At 53.6% G+C, this 23,984-nt stretch carries 18 protein-coding genes; 8 read left to right on the top strand and 10 right to left on the bottom strand.

Features of this window, described 5'->3' with window-relative positions; genetic code table 11:
* The 3 genes from pheT to VFO10_RS23540 all read left to right on the top strand — a co-directional run bounded on the left by pheT (position 1) and on the right by VFO10_RS23540 (position 6,313).
* On the top strand, positions 1 to 2,550 hold the full coding sequence (gene pheT / locus VFO10_RS23550; protein WP_325144443.1) for a phenylalanine--tRNA ligase subunit beta: 2,550 nt from the start codon (positions 1 to 3) through the stop codon (positions 2,548 to 2,550).
* Between the two features lie 18 nt (positions 2,551 to 2,568).
* Entirely contained in the window at positions 2,569 to 3,384 is an 816-nt protein-coding gene (locus VFO10_RS23545) for a peptidylprolyl isomerase (protein ID WP_325144442.1), read from the top strand.
* Positions 3,385 to 3,646: 262 nt separating this feature from the next.
* Complete coding sequence (locus VFO10_RS23540) at positions 3,647 to 6,313, top strand: ATP-binding protein (RefSeq protein WP_325144441.1); 2,667 nt, start codon at positions 3,647 to 3,649, stop codon at positions 6,311 to 6,313.
* Here the strand turns inward: VFO10_RS23540 and VFO10_RS23535 are convergent, their stop codons facing one another.
* The 4 genes from VFO10_RS23535 to VFO10_RS23520 all read right to left on the bottom strand — a co-directional run bounded on the left by VFO10_RS23535 (position 6,314) and on the right by VFO10_RS23520 (position 11,050).
* On the bottom strand, positions 6,314 to 7,087 hold the full coding sequence (locus VFO10_RS23535) for a hypothetical protein (RefSeq protein WP_325144440.1): 774 nt from the start codon (positions 7,085 to 7,087) through the stop codon (positions 6,314 to 6,316).
* A gap of 95 nt (positions 7,088 to 7,182) precedes the next feature.
* Positions 7,183 to 8,835, bottom strand: coding sequence for a M48 family metalloprotease (locus VFO10_RS23530; RefSeq protein ID WP_325144439.1), 1,653 nt, complete (start codon positions 8,833 to 8,835; stop codon positions 7,183 to 7,185).
* On the bottom strand, positions 8,832 to 9,203 hold the full coding sequence (locus tag VFO10_RS23525) for a DoxX family protein (RefSeq protein WP_325144438.1): 372 nt from the start codon (positions 9,201 to 9,203) through the stop codon (positions 8,832 to 8,834). The genes VFO10_RS23530 and VFO10_RS23525 overlap by 4 nt, the downstream gene beginning before the upstream one ends.
* A 257-nt stretch (positions 9,204 to 9,460) precedes the next feature.
* Positions 9,461 to 11,050 carry a hypothetical protein gene (locus tag VFO10_RS23520; RefSeq protein ID WP_325144437.1) on the bottom strand — a complete coding sequence of 530 codons (1,590 nt, stop codon included), beginning with the start codon at positions 11,048 to 11,050 and terminating at the stop codon, positions 9,461 to 9,463.
* A gap of 231 nt (positions 11,051 to 11,281) precedes the next feature.
* Between VFO10_RS23520 and VFO10_RS23515 the strand changes: the two genes are divergently transcribed.
* Positions 11,282 to 11,740 (top strand): response regulator, encoded by a 459-nt coding sequence (locus VFO10_RS23515; protein ID WP_325144436.1) that lies wholly within the window; start codon positions 11,282 to 11,284, stop codon positions 11,738 to 11,740.
* Here the strand turns inward: VFO10_RS23515 and VFO10_RS23510 are convergent, their stop codons facing one another.
* The 4 genes from VFO10_RS23510 to bamE are packed head-to-tail and all read right to left on the bottom strand — an operon-like array spanning position 11,741 to position 14,655.
* Positions 11,741 to 12,007 carry a MoaD/ThiS family protein gene (locus tag VFO10_RS23510; RefSeq protein WP_325144435.1) on the bottom strand — a complete coding sequence of 89 codons (267 nt, stop codon included), beginning with the start codon at positions 12,005 to 12,007 and terminating at the stop codon, positions 11,741 to 11,743.
* A 10-nt stretch (positions 12,008 to 12,017) separates the two neighbouring features.
* Positions 12,018 to 13,262, bottom strand: a complete 1,245-nt coding sequence (gene glp / locus VFO10_RS23505) for a gephyrin-like molybdotransferase Glp (RefSeq protein WP_325144434.1) — start codon at positions 13,260 to 13,262, stop codon at positions 12,018 to 12,020.
* Between the two features lie 13 nt (positions 13,263 to 13,275).
* Positions 13,276 to 14,283, bottom strand: coding sequence for a bifunctional molybdenum cofactor biosynthesis protein MoaC/MoaB (gene moaCB / locus VFO10_RS23500; RefSeq protein ID WP_325144433.1), 1,008 nt, complete (start codon positions 14,281 to 14,283; stop codon positions 13,276 to 13,278).
* A 27-nt stretch (positions 14,284 to 14,310) separates the two neighbouring features.
* A complete protein-coding gene (bamE, locus tag VFO10_RS23495) occupies positions 14,311 to 14,655 on the bottom strand; it encodes an outer membrane protein assembly factor BamE domain-containing protein (protein WP_325144432.1) in 345 nt (114 codons plus the stop codon).
* Between the two features lie 139 nt (positions 14,656 to 14,794).
* On the opposite strand from bamE, the gene VFO10_RS23490 reads away from it, so the two are divergent.
* The 4 genes from VFO10_RS23490 to VFO10_RS23475 all read left to right on the top strand — a co-directional run bounded on the left by VFO10_RS23490 (position 14,795) and on the right by VFO10_RS23475 (position 17,137).
* Positions 14,795 to 15,424 carry an SCO family protein gene (locus tag VFO10_RS23490; RefSeq protein ID WP_325144431.1) on the top strand — a complete coding sequence of 210 codons (630 nt, stop codon included), beginning with the start codon at positions 14,795 to 14,797 and terminating at the stop codon, positions 15,422 to 15,424.
* Positions 15,425 to 15,442: 18 nt separating this feature from the next.
* On the top strand, positions 15,443 to 15,706 hold the full coding sequence (locus tag VFO10_RS23485; protein ID WP_325144430.1) for a DUF2999 family protein: 264 nt from the start codon (positions 15,443 to 15,445) through the stop codon (positions 15,704 to 15,706).
* A gap of 222 nt (positions 15,707 to 15,928) precedes the next feature.
* Complete coding sequence (locus tag VFO10_RS23480) at positions 15,929 to 16,375, top strand: DUF6006 family protein (protein ID WP_325144429.1); 447 nt, start codon at positions 15,929 to 15,931, stop codon at positions 16,373 to 16,375.
* An 81-nt stretch (positions 16,376 to 16,456) separates the two neighbouring features.
* Positions 16,457 to 17,137 carry a penicillin-insensitive murein endopeptidase gene (locus VFO10_RS23475; protein ID WP_325144428.1) on the top strand — a complete coding sequence of 227 codons (681 nt, stop codon included), beginning with the start codon at positions 16,457 to 16,459 and terminating at the stop codon, positions 17,135 to 17,137.
* Between the two features lie 2 nt (positions 17,138 to 17,139).
* Here the strand turns inward: VFO10_RS23475 and VFO10_RS23470 are convergent, their stop codons facing one another.
* Together VFO10_RS23470 and VFO10_RS23465 are read right to left on the bottom strand one after the other, a co-directional pair.
* On the bottom strand, positions 17,140 to 17,589 hold the full coding sequence (locus VFO10_RS23470) for a hypothetical protein (protein ID WP_325144427.1): 450 nt from the start codon (positions 17,587 to 17,589) through the stop codon (positions 17,140 to 17,142).
* Positions 17,590 to 17,592: 3 nt separating this feature from the next.
* A complete protein-coding gene (locus VFO10_RS23465; protein ID WP_325144426.1) occupies positions 17,593 to 23,982 on the bottom strand; it encodes an RHS repeat-associated core domain-containing protein in 6,390 nt (2,129 codons plus the stop codon).
* Positions 23,983 to 23,984: the final 2 nt, after the last annotated feature.

The raw sequence follows: 23,984 nt of genomic DNA, 5'->3' as shown, positions 1-23,984 counted from the left end.
ATGCGTATTTCATTGCAATGGCTGAATGATTATATTGATATCAAAGATCTGACTCCTGAACAACTCGGTCACGAACTGACCCAGCTCGGTCTTGAAGTCGAAGGCATCGAACGCATCGAACCTCTCAAAGGCGATGTCGTGGTCGGGCAAATTCTGAAAGCGGAGCAGCATCCGAATGCGGACAAACTTCGTGTTTGCCAGGTGTCGGTGGGTTCCGGCGAACCTTTGAAAATCGTCTGCGGCGCTCCCAATGCCCGTGATGGCATCAAGGTCGTGGTCGCCCGCATCGGCGCTGTTCTTCCGGGTGATTTCAAAATCAAGGAAAGTAAAATCCGCGGGGAAAGTTCCTTCGGCATGCTCTGCAGTGAGCAGGAGCTGAAACTTTCCGAGTCGCATGATGGCATCATCGAGCTGCCGGCTTCGGCTGCCCTCGGCACGCCGATCCAGGATTATTATGCGATGAATGATACGGTGATCGAAATCGGTCTGACGCCAAACCGCAGTGATTGCCTCGGCATCATCGGTGTGGCCCGTGATCTTTCCGCGCGCCTCAAACGTCCTTTGAAAATTCCAGCTCCAGTGGCGAAGCGTTCGCAGGAATCTCTGCAAAGCTCCTCGCATGTCACCGTCCAGCTGAGCAGCAATGGGGAATCCCAGCGTTTCTGCGCTCTTTATGTGCGCGGCGTGAAAGCCGTTCCCTCGCCTCAATGGCTGCAAAGACGCGTGCAGCATGCGGGCATGCGGCCGATCAACCTGATCGTCGACGCAACGAACTATGTGATGCTGGAATCGGGTCAACCCATTCATGCCTACGATGAACGCGATCTGCAGGGCAAAGTCATTCAGGTGCGTCGGGCGAAGGAAGGCGAAGAGCTGACCACGCTCGATGGACAAAAGCGGACGCTTGTTGCCACGGATATCGTGATAGCCGATGCGCAAAAGGCTGTGGGCCTTGCCGGCGTCATGGGCGGCGAGAACTCAGAAGTCAAAGCCGACACCGCGAACATCATCATCGAGGTCGCGCATTTCAATCCGACTTTGGTCCGCAAGACTTCGAAACGTTACGCGCTGCACACCGAGGCCTCGCATCGTTTCGAGCGTGGTATTGATGTTCAGAATCTTCCCTGGGTCGCGCGCCGCGTGGCGGAAGTGATCTATCAGGGCGCCGAAGAACTTCGCGAACTGGGCGTGGACGTTCCCCTGCCAGAGATCGCAGGCCAGGCCGTGGACGTTTATCCGCAGACGATGAAGCAAGGGACTGTGGCCCTGCGCCTGCCGCGCTTGAAGCAGATCACCGCTTTGCCGCTTGTAAACAAGGACACTGTCGTCGGCATCCTGGAATCGCTTGGCTGCAAACTCATCGATCACAAGGACGAACGTCTGCTCTTCAACATTCCGAGCTGGCGTCACGACATCGAGCGTGAAATCGATCTGATCGAGGAATTCGCCCGCGTCTACGGCTTTGACAAAATCCCTTTGAAGCTTCCGAAGATGCAGATCAGTCATTTGCCTGAGCATCCTCTGATCGACTTCCTGGACCAGAATAAGATCTCGCTCGCCACCACAGGCCTGAGCGAAGTGATCACCTTCCCCTTCATGCATGGTGGGGACCTGGAAAACATGGGCGTGAAAGACAGTCATCCGCTGGCTGCGGCTGTGCGTCTGGCGAATCCTCTGGTCGAAACCCAAGGCCTTTTGCGGACCACCATGCTTCCCGGTTTGATTGCGTCCGTTCTGGAAAACCGCCGGCACGGGCGTCAGGGCGTGAAGCTCTTCGAAGCGGCCCGCACCTTCCATGAGCCGCAGAAATTCAATGGCACGTTCTCCGCCGCCTGGGCTCATGTTCAGGAGCAGGGTGGTCATGTTCCGTCCAAGGCTCGTGACGACGAACGGCCGATCGAACGTAACCGCGTCGCAGCCATTTTGGATCAGCCTTATGCGGAAAAGACCTGGAATCAGCCAGAACAGAAGGTCGACTTTTTCCACGGGAAACAAATTTTAATGCAATGGACGTCGGCGTTCGGGGTCCAGTCCCTGCGTTTTGAACCGATTCAGGCCGAGGACTTTCCCTGGCTGCATCCGGGCGCGGCCGCTGCGATCTGGACACCACGCGGCAAATTCTTTGGGTATTTGGGCCAATTGCATCCCAGGACGGCGAAAGCTTATGGTCTCGACTTCCAGCATACGCCGGTGGTCTTTGAAGTGGATCTTGAGGTCCTGCTGGAAGAATGGCATGTCAAACGCAGCTACGCGTCAGGCTCTGCCAAATTCCCAGCGGTTGCCCGTGATTTGGCTCTGGTGGTTCCGGAAGCCGTCACTTACGATGCTTTCATGAAAAGTTTTGCAGGATTCAAGCGCCGCAAATATCTGCGTGAACAGCATCTGTTTGATGTGTATCAGGGCACCAATATCCCTGCTGGCAAGAAAAGCATGGCCTTCAGTCTCGTTTTCCAGGCTGACGACAAGACGTTGACCGATAAAGACGTGGAAAAGGAAGTGGAAGCCCTGCTAACCCAGCTGAAAGAGGAACTCTCGGCTGACATTCGATAATATAGGAAAGGAATGTGCATGAAAAAAAGTTTGCAAACGCTGACCCTCGCCGCCTGGGCTTTCTCCTCGATCGGTATGGCCAAAGACGTTGCCACCATCAATGGCAAAGGTCTGTCCGAAGATCAATACAAGGAGGCTCTTGCGCAGCTGGGTCCTCAGGCCGATATGGTCAAGGGTAACCCTGAAATCAGAAAACAATTCCTCGATCACATCATCGAAAGCACCCTTCTTGCCCAGGAAGCCAAGAACCAGGACATCGACGACAGCGATCGCTTCAAGGCTCTGGTCGAGACCGCCAAGCGCGATATCCTCGCCAAGCTTTATCTGGAAAAATACATCGCCGACAACAGCACTGATGCCAAGCTGAAAGAATATTTCGAGAAGAACAAAGCCAAGTTCACCGAGAAGGAAGTCAAGGCTCAGCACATTCTCTTCCCTGAGAAAGACAAGGCCACAGCTGAGAAAGTTCTGAAGGAAGTCAAAGCGAAGAACAACTTCGATGACAACCTGAAAAAATACGCGACCGAGAAAAACGGATCCAAAGGTGGCGACCTCAACTGGTTCAAGCAGGGCCGCATGGTTCCTGAGTTTGAAAAAGCTGCGTTCGGCACGGAAAAAGGCAACGTTTATCCTCAGCTGATCAAAACCCAGTTCGGCTATCACATCATCAAGGTGGTGGACGTTCGCGGTGGTGACAGCGTGAAATTCGAAGACAAGAAAGCTGACGTCGAGCAGGAAATTCGTATGAATGCCCGCACCGACCTTGTGAAAAGCCTGCGTGACAAAGCTCAGGTCAAGGTTGATGACGAAGCTCTCGGCAAGATGCAGCTTTGATTTCATAGGCCAGCCCCTGCCGGCATGCGACTCTCGTCATCCCGGGCAGGGGACCGTGCCGTCATCCCCGTGTCGTCATCCCCGTGTCGTCATCCCCGGCAGGGGACCTCTTCCTGCGTGCCGTCATCCCCGGCAGGGGACCGCCTTAAAAAAACGCGAAAATCCTGCTTTTTCCCCTCTCCTTCCGCACCCCCCCTCCGTTTCCAATCATACCTGTACGTTTCATACCGAAAAGAAAGAGTCCTTTTGGGGAGCGAACGCTTTGCACGAATCTGCGTTTATCTATCGCTGGATCTGGATCACCTGGCTATGGGCCGGGCCCATGCTGCTGCAGGCCAAGGGCCAGCCCACTCCCTTTGCCGATAAAATCGCCGACTTTGACGAACGCACCTTCATCAACCCTGCGGCCGTTGTTCGTGAAGGCACTGCATTATGGAAAGCCCAGGGCGCATCCATGGTTCCCGAAGATATCGTAGGACTAAGCGTTGTCATCGCGGAATCCGCTGGTCTTTACGGCAAATCCGAAACAGTCTGGGAATGGGTGCAGCGGGGCCAGGCCGTGATCGATAGAGTCGATCGCCCGGTCGAGCGGATTCGACTTTATTCCCTGGCAGGTGTCGCCATGGAATTTCAGGGGAAGTCCCAGGACGCACGGGCCTCACATATGAAGGCCATTGCAACCGCAGTCGCCCACAAAAACCTTGCGATGGAAGCCTACGCCCTTGAACTTTTCACCTACTTCGCCAACCGCGAAGCCGATTATCGCGCCGTGGTGGAGAACGTCAAGCGCCTTCAGGAAATCTATCAGCAACTTCCGCGTGGCCTCGCTTACTACAATACCAGAGCTGCCGTTGGTTCCTTCTTCGCCTCTGACTTCTATAAACGTCACGATGAAGGAATAGCCCTGATCAAGGAAGCCATCGCTTACTTTGAAACCCATGACAAAACTTTCCTGGCCTTTAACTACAATAACTCCTTGACCGGCCTATACGCCTTGATCAAACCCGAGGAAGCCATTCGCCTGGGTCTGCAGCTGATCGAAAAATTCCCCGACACGCCTGATATGCCTTATTCCAAGTACGTTTCCGACAGCCTAGGGGGAGCGTATTTCAAGCTCCAGAACTACCGCGAGGCCCTCCATTATTTCCGTCGATCCGCAGAATTCTGGCAAGGGAATGGCGATAACAAACTCTACTATTCCGAACTCATGTTCAATGTTTGCCAGACCTACATCAAGCTGAAGGACTACGACAAGGCATGGGAAACCTGCGAAAAGATCCGTGATTTCCCGGGCCAGGCGTCACTCAGCAATAAGCGCACCTGGTATGAGCTCCAGGCAGACCTCGCCCGCCACCGGGCGCAACCATCTGAAGAACTGCGGGCTCTGCGTAAGCTGGTGGAACTCACCAACCAGTATCATGAAGAGCAAAACGCCGACATCAGCCAGAAGATGGCCGCTCAGTTCGATCTGAAGCGTATCGAAGAACAGAAAAATCAGCTCGAACTCATCAACCAGGCCAAAACCCTGGAACTGGAACGCGTCGAGCGTATTCAGCGTCTTTTGATTCTACTGTCCATCCTGATCCTCGGTCTTTTGGTTCTGGCCCTGCTTTACATTCGCAAACGCCACGAGGCCCTGGAAAAACAAAAGGTCCTCCAGGAGATTCTCGACACCATCAACGAAGGGATTGTGCGCATCGGCAAGGGCCGCAAGATTCTGCCCTATTATTCCCGCGCCACCAGCACCTTTTTGGGCCGCGACGACAGCCTCGTCGGTCAGGAGATTCTGCCTATCCTCCTCGGTCATGCGCAGCTTCCCACCGATCAGATCCGGGTGATCGAAGAGTGCCTCAACACCATACTCGGTGAACATGCCGACAACTGGGAATTCAACGGAGTGCACCTGCCCCAGCAGATCAAGGTCGGGACGAAGGTTCTGTCGCTGGCCTGGCAACCGACCATTAGGCATCAGAAGGTCGAGGATTTGATTCTGACCATCGTCGATATCTCGCGGCATCTGGAGCTGGAAGAGGAAGTGCGGGTGGAACGCAAGAAAAACAGCGCCTTCCATGAATTGATTGGCGAGCTACGTCGGGTTTCAATGCAAAGGGCTCTGAACCTTCTGAAGGATATTCAGGCCCGTCTCCAGAACCGTGATATTCTGAAAGACAAAGTCTGGCTTCATACTCAAAAGGGTATAGCGCGCACATTGGGCCTGCAAAAACTCAGTGATGCCATCCATCAGCTTGAAACATCCGTCATCGAGAGCGAAGCCCCCTTGATCCGGGATGCTCTTAATCCCTTGGAAGAAACTCTTCAGAATTACTTTGCCGTGGCCCAGGAAATCGGCCCTCAGATTCAGCCCGAAGCCGGTCAGGATCTTCTGGCCCTCAGCAGTGAAATCCTGGGTGGCCTGCGCCCCACTCTTGCGCAGCATGGGATTACGCTGAAGGAGATTCAGGTCGTCGATCGGTATCAGGCGTGGACGGAAAAGCGTTTAAAAATGCTGCGAGAGATCCTGGTCCATGCCATCACCAATAGCTTCGATCATGGATTTATCCGCAGTCAAAAGCATGAAGCGCGACTGCAAATCGAGGCCTATGAAAACGCAGGGGCCTTCCATCTCAGTCTTCGCGATAACGGATCGGGATTGAATTGGGACCACATTAAAAAAATGGCGCGCGAACGTGGGCTTTCCACTGATGATCCCGAGCGGCTCGCGGCCCTGCTTTTCGAAGACGGAATTTCCACCACCCAGATGGTGAGTACCTTAAGCGGCCGTGGGCTTGGCCTCTCCGCGATTCGGCAGAACTGTCAGAAGCTCGATGGCCACTGCAGCCTTGCCGATAATCCCGATGGCCCTGGCACTGAAATGCGCCTCAGCTGGCCGGAAAGCAGCTGGGATGAGCGCCTCCCCAAGGTATCCTGATCAGTCGATGGTATAACCTGCCAGGTAAAGTCTCTGGTTTTGCAGTCCGGCTGAACGACTGCGAACCTCCACGACACAACGGGTGTTGAAGGCCGTGATCGGATCATTCTGCAGGCTTGCATTCACGATCTTCCGGAAGCGGTAAAGCTCCCAGTATTTCTTCACAAAAGATGCCGCCAGCTCTTCCTGATCATCCGCTGTTACAGCAGGTCCCGAATAGGCATTGATATCCGTGAACACGCACTCTTTCAAAGCGTCTTTAAACGGGTTGGGACCATCCAGAGAAACCGCATAAGCCTCGCTGAAACATCCCTCTTCGGCTTTTTGCAGATCCGAAACCAGACCGTTATTGCCGTAAACTTTTGCGCTGTATTCCTTATCCGATTCAATCGCCAGAGCGCGGAAACCGGCAACCAGATCCGGATCAAAACCTTCGGGACTTTCAAACTTGCTGCTCAGAACATCCTGCTCAGGATAGCAGGCCAAAGGCTCAGGATTCAACAAAGCCTGGGCATCCTTGTAACACCGGATCTTGTCTTCAGCATCCAGGTTATAAAAGGTATCGACCACCGAGCACACATAATCAATCGTGTCGGTCACATTCAGTTTCGTATTTATTAATTCCGCGCGATCCAGGCATTCAAAGTAATGATAGCTGCCCTGAGTGTAGCGATCCACGATCGAGCAAATGCTCTTCGCATCCTCTACAGCACCAGCATGAAGCGCCACAGGAGCGAGACTGGTTATCAGAATCCCTGCGAATAAAAATTTCATATCTGTCATCCTTTCCTTAGTGAACCCGGTTTTTTGAACCCGGGTTTGCGGAGATAACAGATATCAGGGGGTGATGCAAGTGCCCCTCAGCCAGATCAGGGCTTCAGTACAGGGTGACGTTTCAACTCAGCCGCAATATTGAATGCGCGGTAGCACGGTGACAAATGATCGTCCGTAAAACGAGCAATGGGCGGCCTTTGCGGCCACTGCTCTTTCAGAAGACGGCGGCACTGCTGACCGCCGACCTCGCCCCAGGCAGGCCAGACTCCGGCGGCCTCATCATCCTCCGCCACCTTGATAAAGGCTTCGATCATGACCTGGGGGTCTTCTCCAATGCGGCGATAGATCTCAAGTCCCAGCTCATCGGCTTCCACTTCACGCGTGTAGAAGCCAAGATCCTGATCTATAGCCTCACTTTGAATCAGCTGCGACGGGGACTCATTATGCTTTTCAATAAGGTTCGACCAACGCGGCGCAAGATCCTGGAAATAGGCATCAAGGTTCGGATGCAGTTTTGCATCAATCGGCAGTTCCAACACACTCTGCTGTCCGTTCAAAGCCTTCAAAAAACCCTGCTGAGCTTCCAGGCTCTTGAATTTCAAAGACGCAAGGCAACTGTTCGCGACTTTTTCTGCGCTCAGATAGGAAGCCGGGGCATAAATCCCTTCAAAATTTTGAATCGCATCCAAAAGATCAAAATACCCACGATCTTCACCCAAAGCCTGCAGAGCATCGCACTCTTTGGTGCACGCAAGATCTTTAAACCAGCGTCCGCGGCAGTATCCTTTGCTACCAAAATTCAAACCGAGATACGATTCCCCCGCGATCGCCAAAACCAGGGGATGATAACGCGCCCCTGTCACCGGCCGATCGGGCCGCAGAGCTTTGGTTGCTGCACGCAATCGCTGCGCAATATCCTGCGATCCTGGATCCGGCAGAGGCTTTTGCAAGCGTTTCTGGTCGCTTTTGAAAAAATAATTATAGAGGCGCGGCGGCTGCACGCTGTGAGCCAGGTAATAATGCGATATCTCGTGCGCCAGCACCCCTTTGACCTCGGCATCAGTAAATTGAGCCAGAAGTCCGATATCAACGCTGATCCAGTTCACCATCTGCGGCAAAGAAAGGGATTGACCCTGAGCCAGCGAAAGATTGCAGCCTTGAGTTTGAAGGCCATTCCCCTTCACATCCAGCTTGCAGCCAGGCACATGAAACTGAAGCCAATCGCGCAGCGAGTCCAATTGCGTGGACGGCACCGGAACCGCTTGATCACAAGCGCTCCACTGCTGCTCTATCATTCCAGCTGCCGGGTTTAAACGCAGATCCCCTGTTCCCGCGTCCGCCGGCGCATCCATCTGCGTCAGCGGAATAGCATAGCAACGCTCCCCATCCCAGGCCGCTGCGTTCAAACTCCCATCAGGCGGTCCTTCCCGCTCGGCCAGCAGGATCACATTCAGAGGCGGTACAGCAGCCAATTCAGGATGATTCTGCATCACGCCTGTCACGAGTTCCTGCAGCAGTCTTTCCGCCCTCTTCTGCCTGGGGTCCTCGGCCCCAACCGGCACCTTGCCCAAAAAATTCAGGCGATAGGCATTCATCGCCAAAAACTCCGCCCGATCCACGGCCAGCCACTGCCAGCCACTCGGGTGATTCAAAAACCGCCCCTCATCGTGCTGCAGCTGCGAAGGATGGGTCGTTTTGCACGACAAAAGCCCGGCCATCAGACCCAAACCATAAACTATCCGCATCATGCTCGCTGCCCTTTACGCGTGAACATCCAAGCCCAGGCTATAAAAATAAACTGAAACGGCAGGCGAATCAAAGTGACAAAACCTGGGACTTCAGGCCACTGGTCCCGATTCACATACATATGGATATTCGCAGGAAACACCGCAATCAAAAGAGCCACAATTCCCCAGGCCGCCAACACCCGCGTTTTGGGGATCAATAGTCCGACCCCCAGAGCCACTTCAATGACACCACTCAAAGCGACCATGAACTCCGGCGCAGGAATGTAAGGCGGCATCATGCGCATATAAAATTCGGGGGTCAGGAAATGATTGATTCCACCGCCGATCATAAACAGCGCGAGCAGAACCATTAAGATTGTTCGGATCATGATAGGCTCCTATGGAAATAGCCTCCCGATCCTATTCATTAATCACAGTTTCCGCAATGCGAAAGCGAGCACACGCCTATGATCATTTCCCTGCCGTAAATGGAACGTCGTCATCAAAAATCAGGATTCGCACAGACCCTCGCTCCACGCTCAGGCCGTGCCATCGCATAGAGTCGCATAAATCCCCCAAAGCCAACCACCAAACAAAAAGCCTGCGATTCACACCGCAGGCTTTCTCATCCCATCACCAGCACATATCACATAGCATAGAACCGGAAATCCCAATTCAACTCACTCGTATCCACCCGACCCGAGGTCCACCTCAAAGTCAAAAGATTGATCCCAGGCGGTGCATCGAAGAGTATATCCATCTTCCCATCCTGAAAACTCCCGGCTGGCAGGGGCTGCCCGTTCAAAGAAACTTCAACCGTGGAATCGCCTTTCAAAATATCCTGAGTCTCCACACGCAGATGGGTTTTCTTCCCTAAAAACGCAGTTCCCGTGGTCCGCCCATCCAGCAGCAATCTATAATAGCCACGCACCGCCCCCCAGACAAGGTCACTCGGCGGGAAGAAGCGCACATCATAAGCATTCTTCGGCTTATCATGGAAAGGGTCATCCGGATTAAACCCAACCGAATCCGCCCAAATTTTCACAACTTCCGTATTACTCAGGAAAGCATTCCCCCGTGAATCATCTCCGGTCGGTTCCGACGGCTCAAAGGGCATCCACACAAAGTCGGGATGATAGGTGCGGGACGGCCCCATCCATTCGCCACCAATCACATTGTTGTTCGCATCCAGCTCCAGGAGATACTCATAGCTCGCAATACGCGGCGCAGGTTTGGTACCAGCCCCCGCATTATCAAAGGTGGCCTCGCGATATGCAAGATTCAGATTGACCCGCATAAAGGAAACTGCGCGCGGATTGAAAATCCAGCTATCCATCGGCGGAAAAGCGGAAACAGCGGTATTATTGGGATCGCGTATCGAATTTCGCAAGGCCGCGATCGCCTGATCGGCTGTCAAAGGCCCTTCGGCCGTGTAATCATAGGAATAGATCGGATAGTTCCAGACCTCTTCATCCTGATGCTCATCGAAGACCAAAGGCTGCTTCTGCCGGCCGATGAAATTCACCAGAGCCGCATGAAAGCTTCCCGGGTTCACATCATCACACTCATCCATCACCTGGGGATTGGCCCGCTGCACAGGACGTGCCCTGATCTGATCAAAGGTCGCGCGGCAACGATTGCCGGAAATGAATTTCGCCTTCGCATTCATATTCATCTCAGAAAGCAAAGCGCGAATATCAGCCGGCGTAAACTCCACGCAGCCCGTTGTCCCCGCTGTACATCCCCGGGGACGCGTTACATTGCGGACCGGATTCTGAAAGCGGGTGACCGTGACCCCGGTGCCGTTACAATGCCCATACCAGTTGGGAGTTGGTCGATTATGATTGTCGCGCTCCCATTGCACCGCCTTATTCTGCCCACCGTTGAAGGCGGCATCATATTTGGCGAGCGCACTGTTCGTTCCCGCGGGAACATTGGTACCGCCGGTGCGCTCGGGATACCAGGTATCCTGATAAGGAATCCGCGTGGTCGCCACCGTCCCGCTGCGGAACTTATCCAGCTCGCTCCAGGCCGTGGTGTAGCTATCCAAACCAAAAACCCGCTTATAGAAATCACGGATATCCTCGAGCTCCACAAGGTCCGTGGCATAGATCGCGGGTCCTGTGCGCGCAGCATAAGCGCGAGCCTGAGACTCCGCACGCTGGCATTCACAACTGCCCACAAGCAGCGTCGCAAACGATCCGAGAATAAAGGACAAGCGCCTTGAACGGTTCATGTACCCACCTGTGTCCGAACGGAAAATCTTACTTTTCCTTTCCATTATACCGGAATGGCGCAAAAAAGCCGATGATGGGATAGTTTTACCCACTAGCAACTCTCGGAAATTCCTAAATAAAACGCTAACACAAGGGATTCGTGCCAAATCTGTCGTCCTAGGAATTCGGACTCTTGTGTGAGGTCTCAATTCTTCGGAATTCCTACCGAAGCATGGTTTGGAGGTGCAGCCATGGGCGCACGGAAGGAAAACAAGACCCTCGATCAGATCCTTGCAGAAAACAAGGACATCACAGGAACCATTCTTGTGGTTGATGATAATGACGATATTGTTGAAATCACCAAGACTGCTTTGCAGCGCTTCACCAAATTCAAAGTGCTGACGGCCTCCAACGGCCGGGAAGCGCTGGAAGCGCTCTTTCATAATTCGGTGGACGTCATCATCCTCGATGATCACATGCCCGAGATGAGCGGCGTCGAATTCTTCCGCATCATTCGCCAGCGCTCCATCTATGTTCCGGTGATTTTCCTGACTGGAAAACCGGACGAGACAGCCCGCGAGCAGCAGCTGTCCATGGGAGCCTTCGATTACCTTGAAAAACCAGTGAAAGCCCGTGACCTTATACTTCTGGTCATGGAAGCGGCCAAGGTCATGGACCGCATCCGCGCGATTCTGGAACGCCGCGCGTGATCAGCCCCCGCACACGGGCGGAATAATCGCCAGTTCCTGACTCCGCTCCAAACGAAACTCCTCGCCCAGGACCTGACGCTCATCAGCAAAGACCGATTGCTTCAAAAGACCCGAGACACCGGCACCGGGCCGCATATTCTCAAGCCGTGACTCCATCTGCAGGCGCAGTTCCGCTATGCTCGTGCCGGGGGCGCATTCAAACGACACCAGCGGATTCTGAGCGAAATCACGAAAGGCTCCGAACAGTCGGATATTGATTTCCAGCATGGGATAGTCCTCAACTTAAAGCCGATAAAGGATAAACAGAAACCAGAGCATCCTGCTCCAAAAACTCAGCTTCGCTTTCAAGCGCCACCCAACAGTTGGCTTTCAAAAGCGGGCTCAGCATATATGACCCTTGGCCTTCCAGGATCTCGACCCGAAAAGTCCCTTCCACAAGTTCAGACCTTGCCTTCAAAAAGCAGGTCAATCCCTCTGGTTTTTTATAGGGCTTCACAAGACGCGCCGGCATGGGCTTTTCCGGGCCCTGGCCCCTGAGAGCGCGCACATAGGGGTCGATGAAAAAACGCCAGCCCACAACGGTCGAAACCGGATTGCCAGGCAGACCAAACCACACCGGTCCATTGCGCCACTCAGCGAAGAGCAAAGGCTTGCCGGGACGCATGGCCACCTTATGGAAATGCAGCTCAGCGCCCAGCTCCATCAGGCTGTCTTTGATGAAATCGTATTTGCCCATCGACACCGCACCTGTGCTGATGATGATATCCGGCTGCAGCTCCAGAATCTTCAGAGCCTCCGCCTGGAAAAGCGCAGCATCATCAATCAGCATCTTATGCGCGACCAGATCAAAATCAGGCCGATTCAAAGCCGCCTGCAGATAAGGGCCCGAGGCATCACGAATCATACCAGGCGCCAGATCCTTGTCCGAAAACCGACTCAGTTCACGGCCGGTGATCAGGAGCGCGATACGCACCGGATCCTGAACGGGAAGCGTATCGAGGCCAAGGCTCGCAGCACTCATCATGAGTTCCGGCGTCACCACCTGGCCCGGACCCGCCAGCTTTTGATTCCATTCAAAATCCGAACCGCGCCGCCGGATATTATCGCCGGCGTGAACGGGGCGTTTGATGAGGACCTTACTATCCTCGGGAATTTTCGCGGTATCTTCCACACGAATGACAGCATCGAACACACCCGCGGGCACGGGCGCGCCCGTCATGATTTCGACGACGCCATCGCCATCGAAGGCTCCTGGTTGATCACCGGCCGCGACTGTTCCGAGCACATCGAATTCTACGGGAATTTCCGGGCTCGCATGATGGGTCGCCGCGGCTCTTACCGCGTAGCCATCCATAGCGGAATTATCAAAGGAGGGCACGGCCTCGGGGCTCACGATGTCTTCAGCCAGGATCAAACCCTGGGCTGAAAATAGCGGCACAGCGCGTCGATCTTCAAACCGTGAGGCCTGTCGCTCATGACCGCGTTCTTCCACCATCGCCCGGGCTTTGGTATAGCTCAGCATGCGCGTATCCTCGTCAAGATTGGTTGTCGTGGCGTCCACCGCGCGTCACATGAAAGGCATGCGGCAGAAGAGGCAGGAGTGCCTCCAATCCTTCTTTCACGGCTTTCAAGCTGCCTGGCAGCATGATGACAAGACTCGATCCAATCATGCCCGCACCCGAGCGGCTTAAAAAAGCCAGGGGCGTATGCCGCGCACCGGAACTGCGCAGAAGCTCGCCGAAGCCAGGCACCTCACGATCCCAAATGCCTTTCAAAGCTTCGGGCGTGATATCACGCGGCGAAAGGCCGGTTCCGCCGGTCGTCACGATCAGATCCGCGCGATGGGTTTCCACGGACTCCATCACCACCTGACGAATCGAATCGACCTCATCGGGCACAAGATACTGTTTGCTGATCATCGCGCCCGCGGCTTCACAGCGTTCCGTCAGCCAGGTGCCCGACGTATCATCCGCCGAGCCTTCATAGCAGCTGTCACTGATGGTGACGATGGTGGCGCGAATATTATTCAGCTGCGTCTCCGGCTTTTTCTCCCGCTCCTTCATCACGCGTTTCGCGTGCTGCGGATGCTGCCAGAAACCGGACTTGCCGCCTTCTTTTTCCAGGAGCGCGACATCACCGATCTGCAGCACGGGATCGGTGCCTTTGCTTAAATCGTAGATGCACAGCAGCGCCGCCTGCACACCGACCAGAGCTTCCATCTCCACGCCGGTTTTCGCCGACGTGGTCACTTCACAGCGCACCCGGACAGCCTGAGATTCAGGTTCCAGCTCACACTTCACCTGAACGGCTTCGATGGGCAGCGGATGGCAGAGCGGAAGCAGCAGGGCCGTATTCTTCGCAGCCATGATTCCAGCCACCTCAGCGAGCACAAGAGCGTCGCCTTTGGGCAGCGTCTTTTGGCTGATTTTCTCGAATACCAGCGGACTCAAGTAGATGCGTCCTTCGGCCAAAGCACGCCTGTGCGTGATCGCCTTGGGACTGACATCGATCATGCGGAAATGAGAACCTGAAGTGGCTTCCATGGCGTCCTCCCTCGATGGGCTTTCGGGTCACTTGCCAAACATCAGACGTTTACGATCCTGCGGAAAACTCGAGTTGAAAGAAAAGTCCTGGATCTTGTCCCCGTTCCAATAGAATTTGAGTTCTTTCGTATCACTATCACCGAAGAGGCGATAGTCATAGTATCCATAGGTCCAGGTGGGGATACCGCCAGTATTGCCAATGGCCGTCGGTTCGCCCAGGAGACGGGTTACGTCAGTTTGAGTCGTTTGGCCTTTCTTCACCCAGCTCAGGTCGGAAGAAAAATCGCGGCCACGCGTGACACAGGCCGTCTGGAGACCACAAAAGAGCAGGACAGGCAGCATCAGACGGCTTTTGATTTGGCGGCTTTGCATATAAGGGACTCCTTTTGCGTGTTACGTGGCCCTTATACTTGCCTGGATGCCGCTCGGCGTCAATTATCAACTTGGTCTTTATCAGACGCTATGCTACGACCTCTGGGTCGCTCATTAACGGTTTTTGACGGAGTTTGGAATGCCAAAAATCCCCCATCGGACGCTGGCACTTGCGGGTATCCTGATCGCCCTCTTTCTCTACCTGTTCTTTCAAAACGGCTCGCGCAATGATCCTGCCATCGGCGGCACGGAATTGATCCCGGCTCAGACAATTGGTGACTTCAATCTGGTCGATGTCTATGGCCAGCCCTTTCGGAAAGCCGATGTCCTTGGCAAATGGACTGTTCTGTCATTCGGATTCACTCATTGTCCGGATGTCTGTCCTGTGACGCTGGCCAACTTCCGTGATGAACTGAACGCTCTGCCGCTCAACAGTCGGAATCGGATTCAATTCGTCTTCGTGACTGTGGATCCCGAGCGCGATACTCCGGAAGTTCTGAAAAACTACGTGCAGGCCTTTCACACAGCCATTCGTCCTGTCACAGGAAGTCTGGACGATATCAAACAATTCGCTGGCCTGGTTCATGCAACATTTTCCAAGGAAGGCCAGGGAGAGGTCGGCATCTATACGATGGCCCATAATCCTCAGTATTATGTGATCAACCCGGAAGGGAAATGGCAGGTCATCTACACTCCACCCTTGGCGAAAGGGCGTTTGGCCCAGGATCTGAAATCACTGAGTCGTCCCAAGCGATTCGGTATTTTTTAATTCAGGAAAGAGTTTCCCATGCAAGACTTGCTCTCATTGATCCAAAAGTTGAATGTGTCTCCCGATAAATTGCAGGAACTGGCGAAAGCTGCCCAGGACAACCCTTTTGCAGCCATGTCCAAAGTCCAGGAACTCGGCATTCCCCCTGAAGTGCTGCAGCAGATTCTGATGACTGTGATGTCGAATCCCAGCGCTCTGATTGATCTGGCCAAGCAATTCGGTGCGGATGAATCCACGATTCAATCCGTTCAGGACGGTCTAGATAAACTGAACGGCAAGTGAACCCCAGGGCTTTTGCCAGTCGCAAAGGCCTTACCTGCTGAGAAGCGCATGCTTCTCACCAGCCTTTTCCCCAATCCTTCTCCATTCCGAACTTCATTCAGAACCGCTTTATTTTTCAAGAATAGTGCAAGGGCACCGGACGTGATGATAGTCAGGCCCGTACTCCCGCGCCAAAAAATTAATGCAGCAAGCGAGACCAAGGAACGTTTTCAGGATGTCGGTATGCAAATCTTAAGGAACCACACCATGATCAAAATCCCTTATGGACGTTTTCTTTTACTCCCTGTGCTCGCTCTCTCCGCATCCTCCTCGGCATTCGCCGGTCTGGTGGCCAAACAGTGGTATCACGGCTGGTGGGATTGCAATATTGATGGACGTCCAGCCAGGATGGTTTGGGAAGTCGTCGATGATTCCAAGACCACCTGCAGCGGTGATATCTGCTCGACCACATCCGGCGTCAAAACCATCGGCTGGTTCAGCGACAACGGCGGCCCCTGGGTTCGCCTCGGCATCAACTACGGCTGGGACAGCAATCGCCTCGGCATTCGCTACATGGGTCAGGAGCCCGACAACTGGTATCTCGACTTCAACTCTCAGAATATCACGGCAGTTGGCAAAACCACCTGGCGCGGCCAGCAGTATCCTTTGAGCTGTTGGAATCGGCGCTGAGGGATAATCCTCAATACTTGCCAGGTGGAGGGCATTCCAGGGTATGATCGGGTGATCCATGTTTTATCGTGAGACAGCATCATGCCTAACATATGCTCATTCCAACTGCTTCTGCTGGCCTCTTTAAGCGTGACTTCGCAGTCCATTGAGGCCAGCACTTGCTTTGGCACGCCCAGGAAAGGTCGAATTGAAGGGGCAGTCGCTCTTCCGACAGATGGTCCAAACTTTAAAGCCTACAGCCTGGTTGGTGTCACTTTGCGACGCAACTATGTCCATGAAAAGGTGCGGGATGTGGTCGTCGCTGCCTATGCCCTTCTGGAAAAGAAACTTCCGGACCAAACCTTTGTCTACGGGGAAACGGGATGGCCCAAGGGCGGGGATTTCGCCCCGCATAAGACACACCAGAATGGTCTTTCTGTGGATTTCATGGTTCCGCTTCGCAATCCCCAAGGCGAAGCTGTGGAATTCCCATCCAGCGTAATGAATAAATGGGGCTATGGTTTGGAGTTCGATGCCAAAGGGCGGTTGGGTGATCTGACGATCGATTTCAATGCTGTGGCTCTGCATCTTCAGGCTCTCGACGAAGCCGCACAAAAAGCGGGCCTGCGCATTCGGCATGTGATTTTTGAGCCCGAGTATCAGGGTATGCTACGCGCTGCGCCGGCGTGGAAGAAGCTAAGCTTTCCGCTTTATCCCAATAAAGTCTGGGTCCGGCACGACGAGCATTATCACGTGGAGTTTCAAACGGACTGCAAGCCTTAGGTTTAAGGGCCGTCAACGGGCTCGCCATCCTTGTACAGCGACGTCCCGTCAGCGTATTCAATCCAGCCCTCAGCTTTGATTTCCACCATCAAGCCCTGCTGCTGATCTTTCAGGATGATTCGCCCCATTCCACCATGCATGAGCTCATAAGGCGGCACGACGGGACGCGAGGGCAAATAGAGGCCTTTCGCGTAAAGTTCCCCTGACTCCCCGTAAACGGAGCAGCGAAATTCCTTATATTCCTTCTCAGGTTTGCAATGAATCCAAGTGCCACCGTCAGGGCCACCTATCCATTCATGGTCAGCCGGTATCCCAGCTGCGCGCTCTGGAGGAACGATATCCTTGGGATCGTAAGGCTTAGAGAATTGTCTCAGCAAAAACAAGAAAGCCAAAGCCAGAATCGAGATCCCAACAACGATGCCAATGAGACTCTTTTTCAGAAATGGCTTCATTTTTCAGTTCCTCTTGTATGTGACTTCATTCTTCTTAGGATCATAGGATACGGCCGCATCCGCGGCTCCTTGCGCTTCATTGATATAACTATTCGGACGAGGATCGACCTGCGTTGGCATGTCCACCCCGCCCGCTGCAACGGTATCACGGGCAAACGTCCCACAGTTATTGGAGTTCAGACTATAGGGCTCGCGGTTAGGGTCCTTGTCTTGCGCCTGCCTGTTTTTAACGTAATCATTCATAGCTTTGAAATTATCATTCTTGAAGTAGGCTCCTTCCACACGCCCCTGCTGGCCTGACTTCTTTGATATCACACTCAGGACATTTTTAAGCGATTCAGGAGTTGGATTACCATCCTTATCAAATCTCACGTTCGGCGTAGGATAAGTATCGTTCACATTCCCCTGGCTGCTTTTATAACGTCCGTACTCATAATAGCGTGTCTTGCCTGTCTTAGGCTCAATCAGCAGAACCCCAGCGTGGCCAAGGCCGCTCAATCGTCCCTTGTTATCAAGGCCCACGATACTCCGCAGGGCGCTGGGAACCCATTTTGTTTGCTGCTCCACACTCACTTTATATTCGGGGAAAGCAATGAATACCGCATCCTGCCCCGTCGGATCGCTGAACTTCAGCGGATTATTCCGCGCATACGAATAAAGATTACACTCAATAACATTCTTCAGACAAAGCTGAGGCTGATCCAAAAACAAAGGATCAGGTTGCACAAATCGTCCCAGCAACGGATCGTAGAATCGAGCCTTCATATAATAAAGCCCCGAATCATCGTCCAAATAATGCCCCGTAAACCGGTGATGGGTCTTCTCCTTGGGCGTAATGGCTTTATTCGTCTGAGTATGCTCACGCCATGCGCTCGACATGGTATCAGGGTCCTCTTCACTGCCATAAGGCTGATAGAGCATCTGCTCCACCGGCTTCCCACTGGAATGCATAACGATATCCGACGAGCCGATATGGTCCTTCAGATAATAGTACCATTCACCCGTGCTCTCTTCCAACCGGACGAGCCGCGAGTTCCCGACAAAAATATAGGACTGAGTTCCGGCAGGTTCGACCGCGACGCTTTCCATGGGATAAAGCGAAAGGCGAACCTCACCGCGTGCCTTATCCGTAACCTGCTTATAAATCCGCTCGCCCTGGGCATTGTAACCGAAGACTGAACGGTATTTGGCCGTTTCAACTCCCACGAGCTGGCCCAAAGCGTTATACTCCGCGTTCAGGACCTTGGGACTCTTGATGAGCTGGCCGAAGCCATCAAACTGATAGTGAAGCATACCCGGACCCTGCGGGATCAGCGGTGAAGCAGCCTGGGGCAGAATCTCGCCTGGCCCATGCTCATCATTTCGCGTCATGACCCCTGCGACATCGTAGGCATACTGCAGGGTTTTCTTATAGCGTTCGGCCATGATCAGCTGGCTCTTCCAGTCATAATCAAAGCGAGCCGACCGGTTGATGTGCCCGTAGCTTGTTTCTGTATTGCGATCGTCGATCTCGAGGATATTGTTATAACCATCCATCTGAATAGCCAGATCCTGCAGGACGATCGCCTGTCCGTTCGCACTATATTGTGAGCGAATGGACTTCATCAGCAGTGTTTTCGGGTCGTACTCCAGGTCTGTGATGGAATGCGTTCCATTCACAGGACGATAAAGTATTTCATCCAGCTGACCTTTGCCATTGTAGCCAATGCCATCAATGACAGACTCAAGGGCATTGGAACCCGGAAGCCGGATTCTAACGGTCTTCAGAAGGCCGGCTTCATCCAGAGTGTAGAAACCCTCTGTCCCACTCGGATTGCGAACCGCTTTTACAGTGCCATCGAGCAGATGCGAATATTCTTCAGCAAAGGCACGGCCTCCGACAGATACTGATTTGGCGACCATCAATCCGTTCGCTGCATAAGACAGTCTTTCCTCATGATCAAAAAGCTTATGCTCGTGATCAAAGCGCTTGCTGCCGGTGATCAAACCCAAGGGACGCGGAACGGCTATGTGGTAGCGGCTCTGAGGTACGGCCTGATCTGGATAGACATCATAGGTGTTACTGACTGTTAACTGGCCGTCCTGGATCTGCGAAGTCAGGCGATTCTGATTGTCGTAAACGTTTTCCACGGTCCTCGTGCTCTTCCCGGACTCGTCGACCTTCACCGTGGCCGTCATCCGCCCCCTTTGATCGTAAAGATAAAAGGTTTGCCCAAGGCCCGGGATGACTTGCTGCTCCAAAAGCCCACGGTTGTCATAGACCAGGGTCCGCGCCACGTCCCCCGGCAGGCTTATCCTCGTGAGATTGCCAAGGGCATCGCGCTCGACACGTGTAACCTGTGTCTCACCACCTTTGGAATCCTGTTCAACGGAAGCATAGAGGCCAAGGCCATGCTGAATTTGATAATTGACAGTTTCCACCGCCTTGCCACGACGATCGTAGGTTTGCTTCGTCAGAAAACCCCAAGGTGCATACTGATAACGGACTTCCATGCCCGACGGGTAACTTTCCTGGGCCACGCGCCCCAAATAATCATAACGAGTGCGCAGACCAATCTGATCAGACGGTATGGGGATAGCTGCACCGCTCGCAAACAGCTTGGTGACCGAAGGACTGCCATCGAAAATCGTATAAGGCGTCCAGGTGAAGATTTTGCGCTTATTACGATCATAGGCCGCATATTCTTTCACACGAATACCTTTGCGGCCGTTCTTGAAACCTTCGCTGGCATCTTCCACAGACGCGATTCGCTGACCGTCTGCCCGATAGGCTTCGAGTCGTTCAATCCATGGGGTTTCGCCAATGTCTGGCTTCGCCTGATCTGCATAGCGCCGCACACGTGTTTTGATAAAGGTCGGCTGCCCCTTCAGGCCTTGTCTGTATTCATAGCGCTGTTCACTGCCATCCGACCCTAGAAACTGAGTACGACGGCCGAGGGTATCGTAGGCTATGGACATTTTATAGCCGAGCGGACTAGTGAAAGAGTCGAGTCGACCATTCTTATAGTCAAAATTCCAGACAAGGTCGTCCGCATTCGGGCTGGCTTTTGGAAGGGTGCGGCGAATGGCAAAAATCCCCTGGGGATCGTAATCCACGGACTCCACGAGACCCAGACCATCGCGAACGCTGGCTCGGTTGCCGAAGTCATCGTAGCTAAAGTTCACAATTCGGTCGTATTCCTTCAAACGTTCACCAGAAAAAGCGGGTATATCCTGGGTCAGGCGACTCTGAACATAATCGGTCTCCTGCTCAGTCAGCCCGCGATTGTCATAGGCATAGCGCCGGTATGAAAGTACTTCACCCCCGCGCTGAACCAACTGATAGTCAGGCAAAGACAGAATACCCAGATCCTTTAACTTGCGCCGCGAGTCTTCATAATCCAGGGCGGTTTCCGTCACGACTTCGGGCAGAGTCTGATCAAAAGGCGCCTTGACTGCGCTCACGCTTTCACGAATCATCTTGGGAAAATTGTAGGAATCAAAGTCCTCATACACGACCTTCTTCTTATAAGGTGAAGCCGTGCCTTCCCCTTCCTCGTCTGAATTGCGCTGGGAGTTTTGCTCCAAAAGCCTTAAAAACAGCCAGCTTCCACTCTGGGGCACAGTCTCCCATACGGAACTCTCACGACTCACCAGCTGCTTGCCAACAGGAAGCCCCTGGCGCTGTGATTCATCCAGCCAGGAATGAGTGGCCGGATCGGTGGGATCGAATCGATTGCTGCGCGCCGCCTTTTCCCTATACTGCGCATCGTCTCCGACGCGGAATACCAGCTTTTCCTTAAGCTTGCCGGCAAGCTTCCGCGCGGCCCGATCTTCGCCGAAAGTATAATAGCTTTCTCGGATCAGTGAAGACTCTTCAGCGTAATTATCGCCGTAACGCAGGATCTCCAGATCGCTGAAGCCAAGAAATTCTTTGGCATCAGCATCGTAAAAGGGTTTGTGATAGAAAAATTCCTGAACTTCCACAGATTCCCGAGCTAACGACGGCACGCCTTGCGAAATGACTAGCTGCTTGGCCAATACAACCGGAAAATGCAGAGGTGAGACCGGCAATCCGAGTCGCTGATCACGCAGACGCTCGGTCGTCGAAGTCGCATAGCGGATATCATACCGAAGGCCGGATTCGAAGGCGACGGTAGTCATAAGGTTCGATTTGATGAGTTGACGATCTGCCTGACGGTTGAAATCTATCATGACGGCCTTGGATTTGGCGTCGGCTCCAGCTTCGAACAGAAGGACTTCCAGCTGGCCATCCCCATCAATATCTGCCACGCGGCTTCGCGAGGCATCCACACCGCCAGATACGGTCAAGGGCAGATTCAACTGCAAATTCAAAGGCACGTCAGCCAGAGTCTGATCACCATAACCCAGCCAGACAAGGAGTTCTGTGCTTGCTTCCCCAAGAGTTGTAACATCCATGATGCCATCGCCGTTCACATCGATGAGCCAGAGACCGGACAGATTAGGCTGCCCGCGCAGTCCCTTCAAACCCAGGAAACGACCGCCTTCTCCACAGCGCGGATCGGCGTCCTCTTGAGTGCCGAAGAGCAGATCCTGAGCCTTGTTGGCATAAAGGCGCCCGTTATTAATATACAGGCAAAGTCCACTCTTATCAGCCTCAGGGGACGCGCTAAGATAGATAACGTCCGGAAGCTGGTCACCATTCGCGTCGACCAAACGGAAATTGGGATCCGCGAGGTTCATGGTTGTGCGGCTGAAGGGAAAGCGAAATGTCTTGGGCAAAAAGCGGAAGTTCCAGCGATTGCCATTTTTCGTGGACGTATTCAGATAGACTTTCCAAACGGTGGCACCGGATGCGTCAAAATCCGTTGTCAGAATATCAGTCAGACCATCAGCATTGATGTCGTGAAACTGAGCGCGACCTCTTTCGAACGAGGAAACACCGAGGGCATTGTCCTGACTCAAACGCAACATCTGCCCGGTCCACTGGAAAGTTCCGCCGACTTCGCCCAAATAAATAGCGCTGTCACTTCCGCTGGCATTGATCTGCAGAAGGTCCACATAGGAGTCACCATTGAAATCAGCAAAGTGAAACCCAGGTGACGAAAGATCCGGCGAAACCTGTACCGATCCGCGTTTCACTGTCCAGAAACTTGGGGCAGAAAAAGGCTGCTTCAGATCACCTGTCGCATAAAACACATCGCTGGTGCCATTGCTATTGCGACGAAGGGCATCCACCAGTCCATCATGGTTCACATCCGCCAGCTCATAATTCTCGACAGAAAACCCTGTCTCGCTCACCAGCTGCGGAATCGGATAGACCAGATCCCGTTTGGCAAGGCTGTCCTCGGTCCAGGATGAATACTGAAAAGTAATGGAAGGAAGACGATCGGTATTGCTCTGAAGCTTCGAGTCGCTGCCGAACCGATAGATGGCTCGCATCTCATCGAGCACGGACAAGGAATCGTTGTTAATCGCGGGAAAGAGATCACGAGCCGCCTGGGCGGAGCAATCAGGATGCGCTTTCACAGCAAAGTCGAGGCGATCCAGACTATTGCGTCCGACATACGCGAAGCACCACTGGGCCTGGACGGCATCGCCGAAGCTGGCCACGAGCCTGCTGTAAAGCTTACGGCTTTGCTGCGGATAGCCCATCATATAGGAGGTCAGGTGACCGAGGCCATCAAACATCTCGAAATGATAACGGGACGCGCCACCAGCGAAGGTGATATCAGACAGATAACTCCGGCCACCGTCTTTAAGATAGGAATACTGAATGACCTCACCCCAAGGTGCGACTTCCGCAACCAGGGGATAGCGCGTGATCACCTCAGCACTGCCTTCCGCCACAGAGACATCACCACTGAAGAGCTGACGTCGGCCATCCGAATAGAGAACCTCAAAACCTGAGGGTATCGAAGCATCACCCTTCGCATAGGGAAGGCTATACGCATTCTTGTGCCAGGTGATCCGTACTTCCTCCTCCGACGCTTCCAGCCTATAAATCAACGTATCGGCGTCGCGGCGCATGAAGGCCAGCTTTTGGCCCTGCATTGTGAGGTAATTGCGGAATTCACCCGTTTCGAGTTGCCCCTTCAAAGGAATGCCCAGTTCCAGGGACACGTCGATGGAGGGCACGGAAAGAGACCAGCCAATACCAAAGCCCTGGCCACGATCACCTGTGAATTGGTCATAGATAAGCTGAACGGACGGGCCAAAGCCCGCACGCGTTGGAAGATCCGGCAGTGGCAGAGTATACTGGCTGGCGCCTTTATTGTTGCTGACGCTGAACGAGCCACCCTCTGTCCCGACCGTTCCGCCCGCTTCCGGTATTTTCACCAGACCCGAGCGGGCACCGGACTTGTCCTGTGCTGAAAGCGAGGTCCACACATTGCAAAGAAGAAACAGTCCAATGAATCGCTTCGCTCTCATCA

The sequence above is a fragment of the Oligoflexus sp. genome (genome assembly GCF_035712445.1).
Classification (GTDB): domain Bacteria; phylum Bdellovibrionota_B; class Oligoflexia; order Oligoflexales; family Oligoflexaceae; genus Oligoflexus.
Note: the sequence above shows the minus strand (reverse complement) of the source record. Positions and strands in the feature narration are given on the sequence as shown.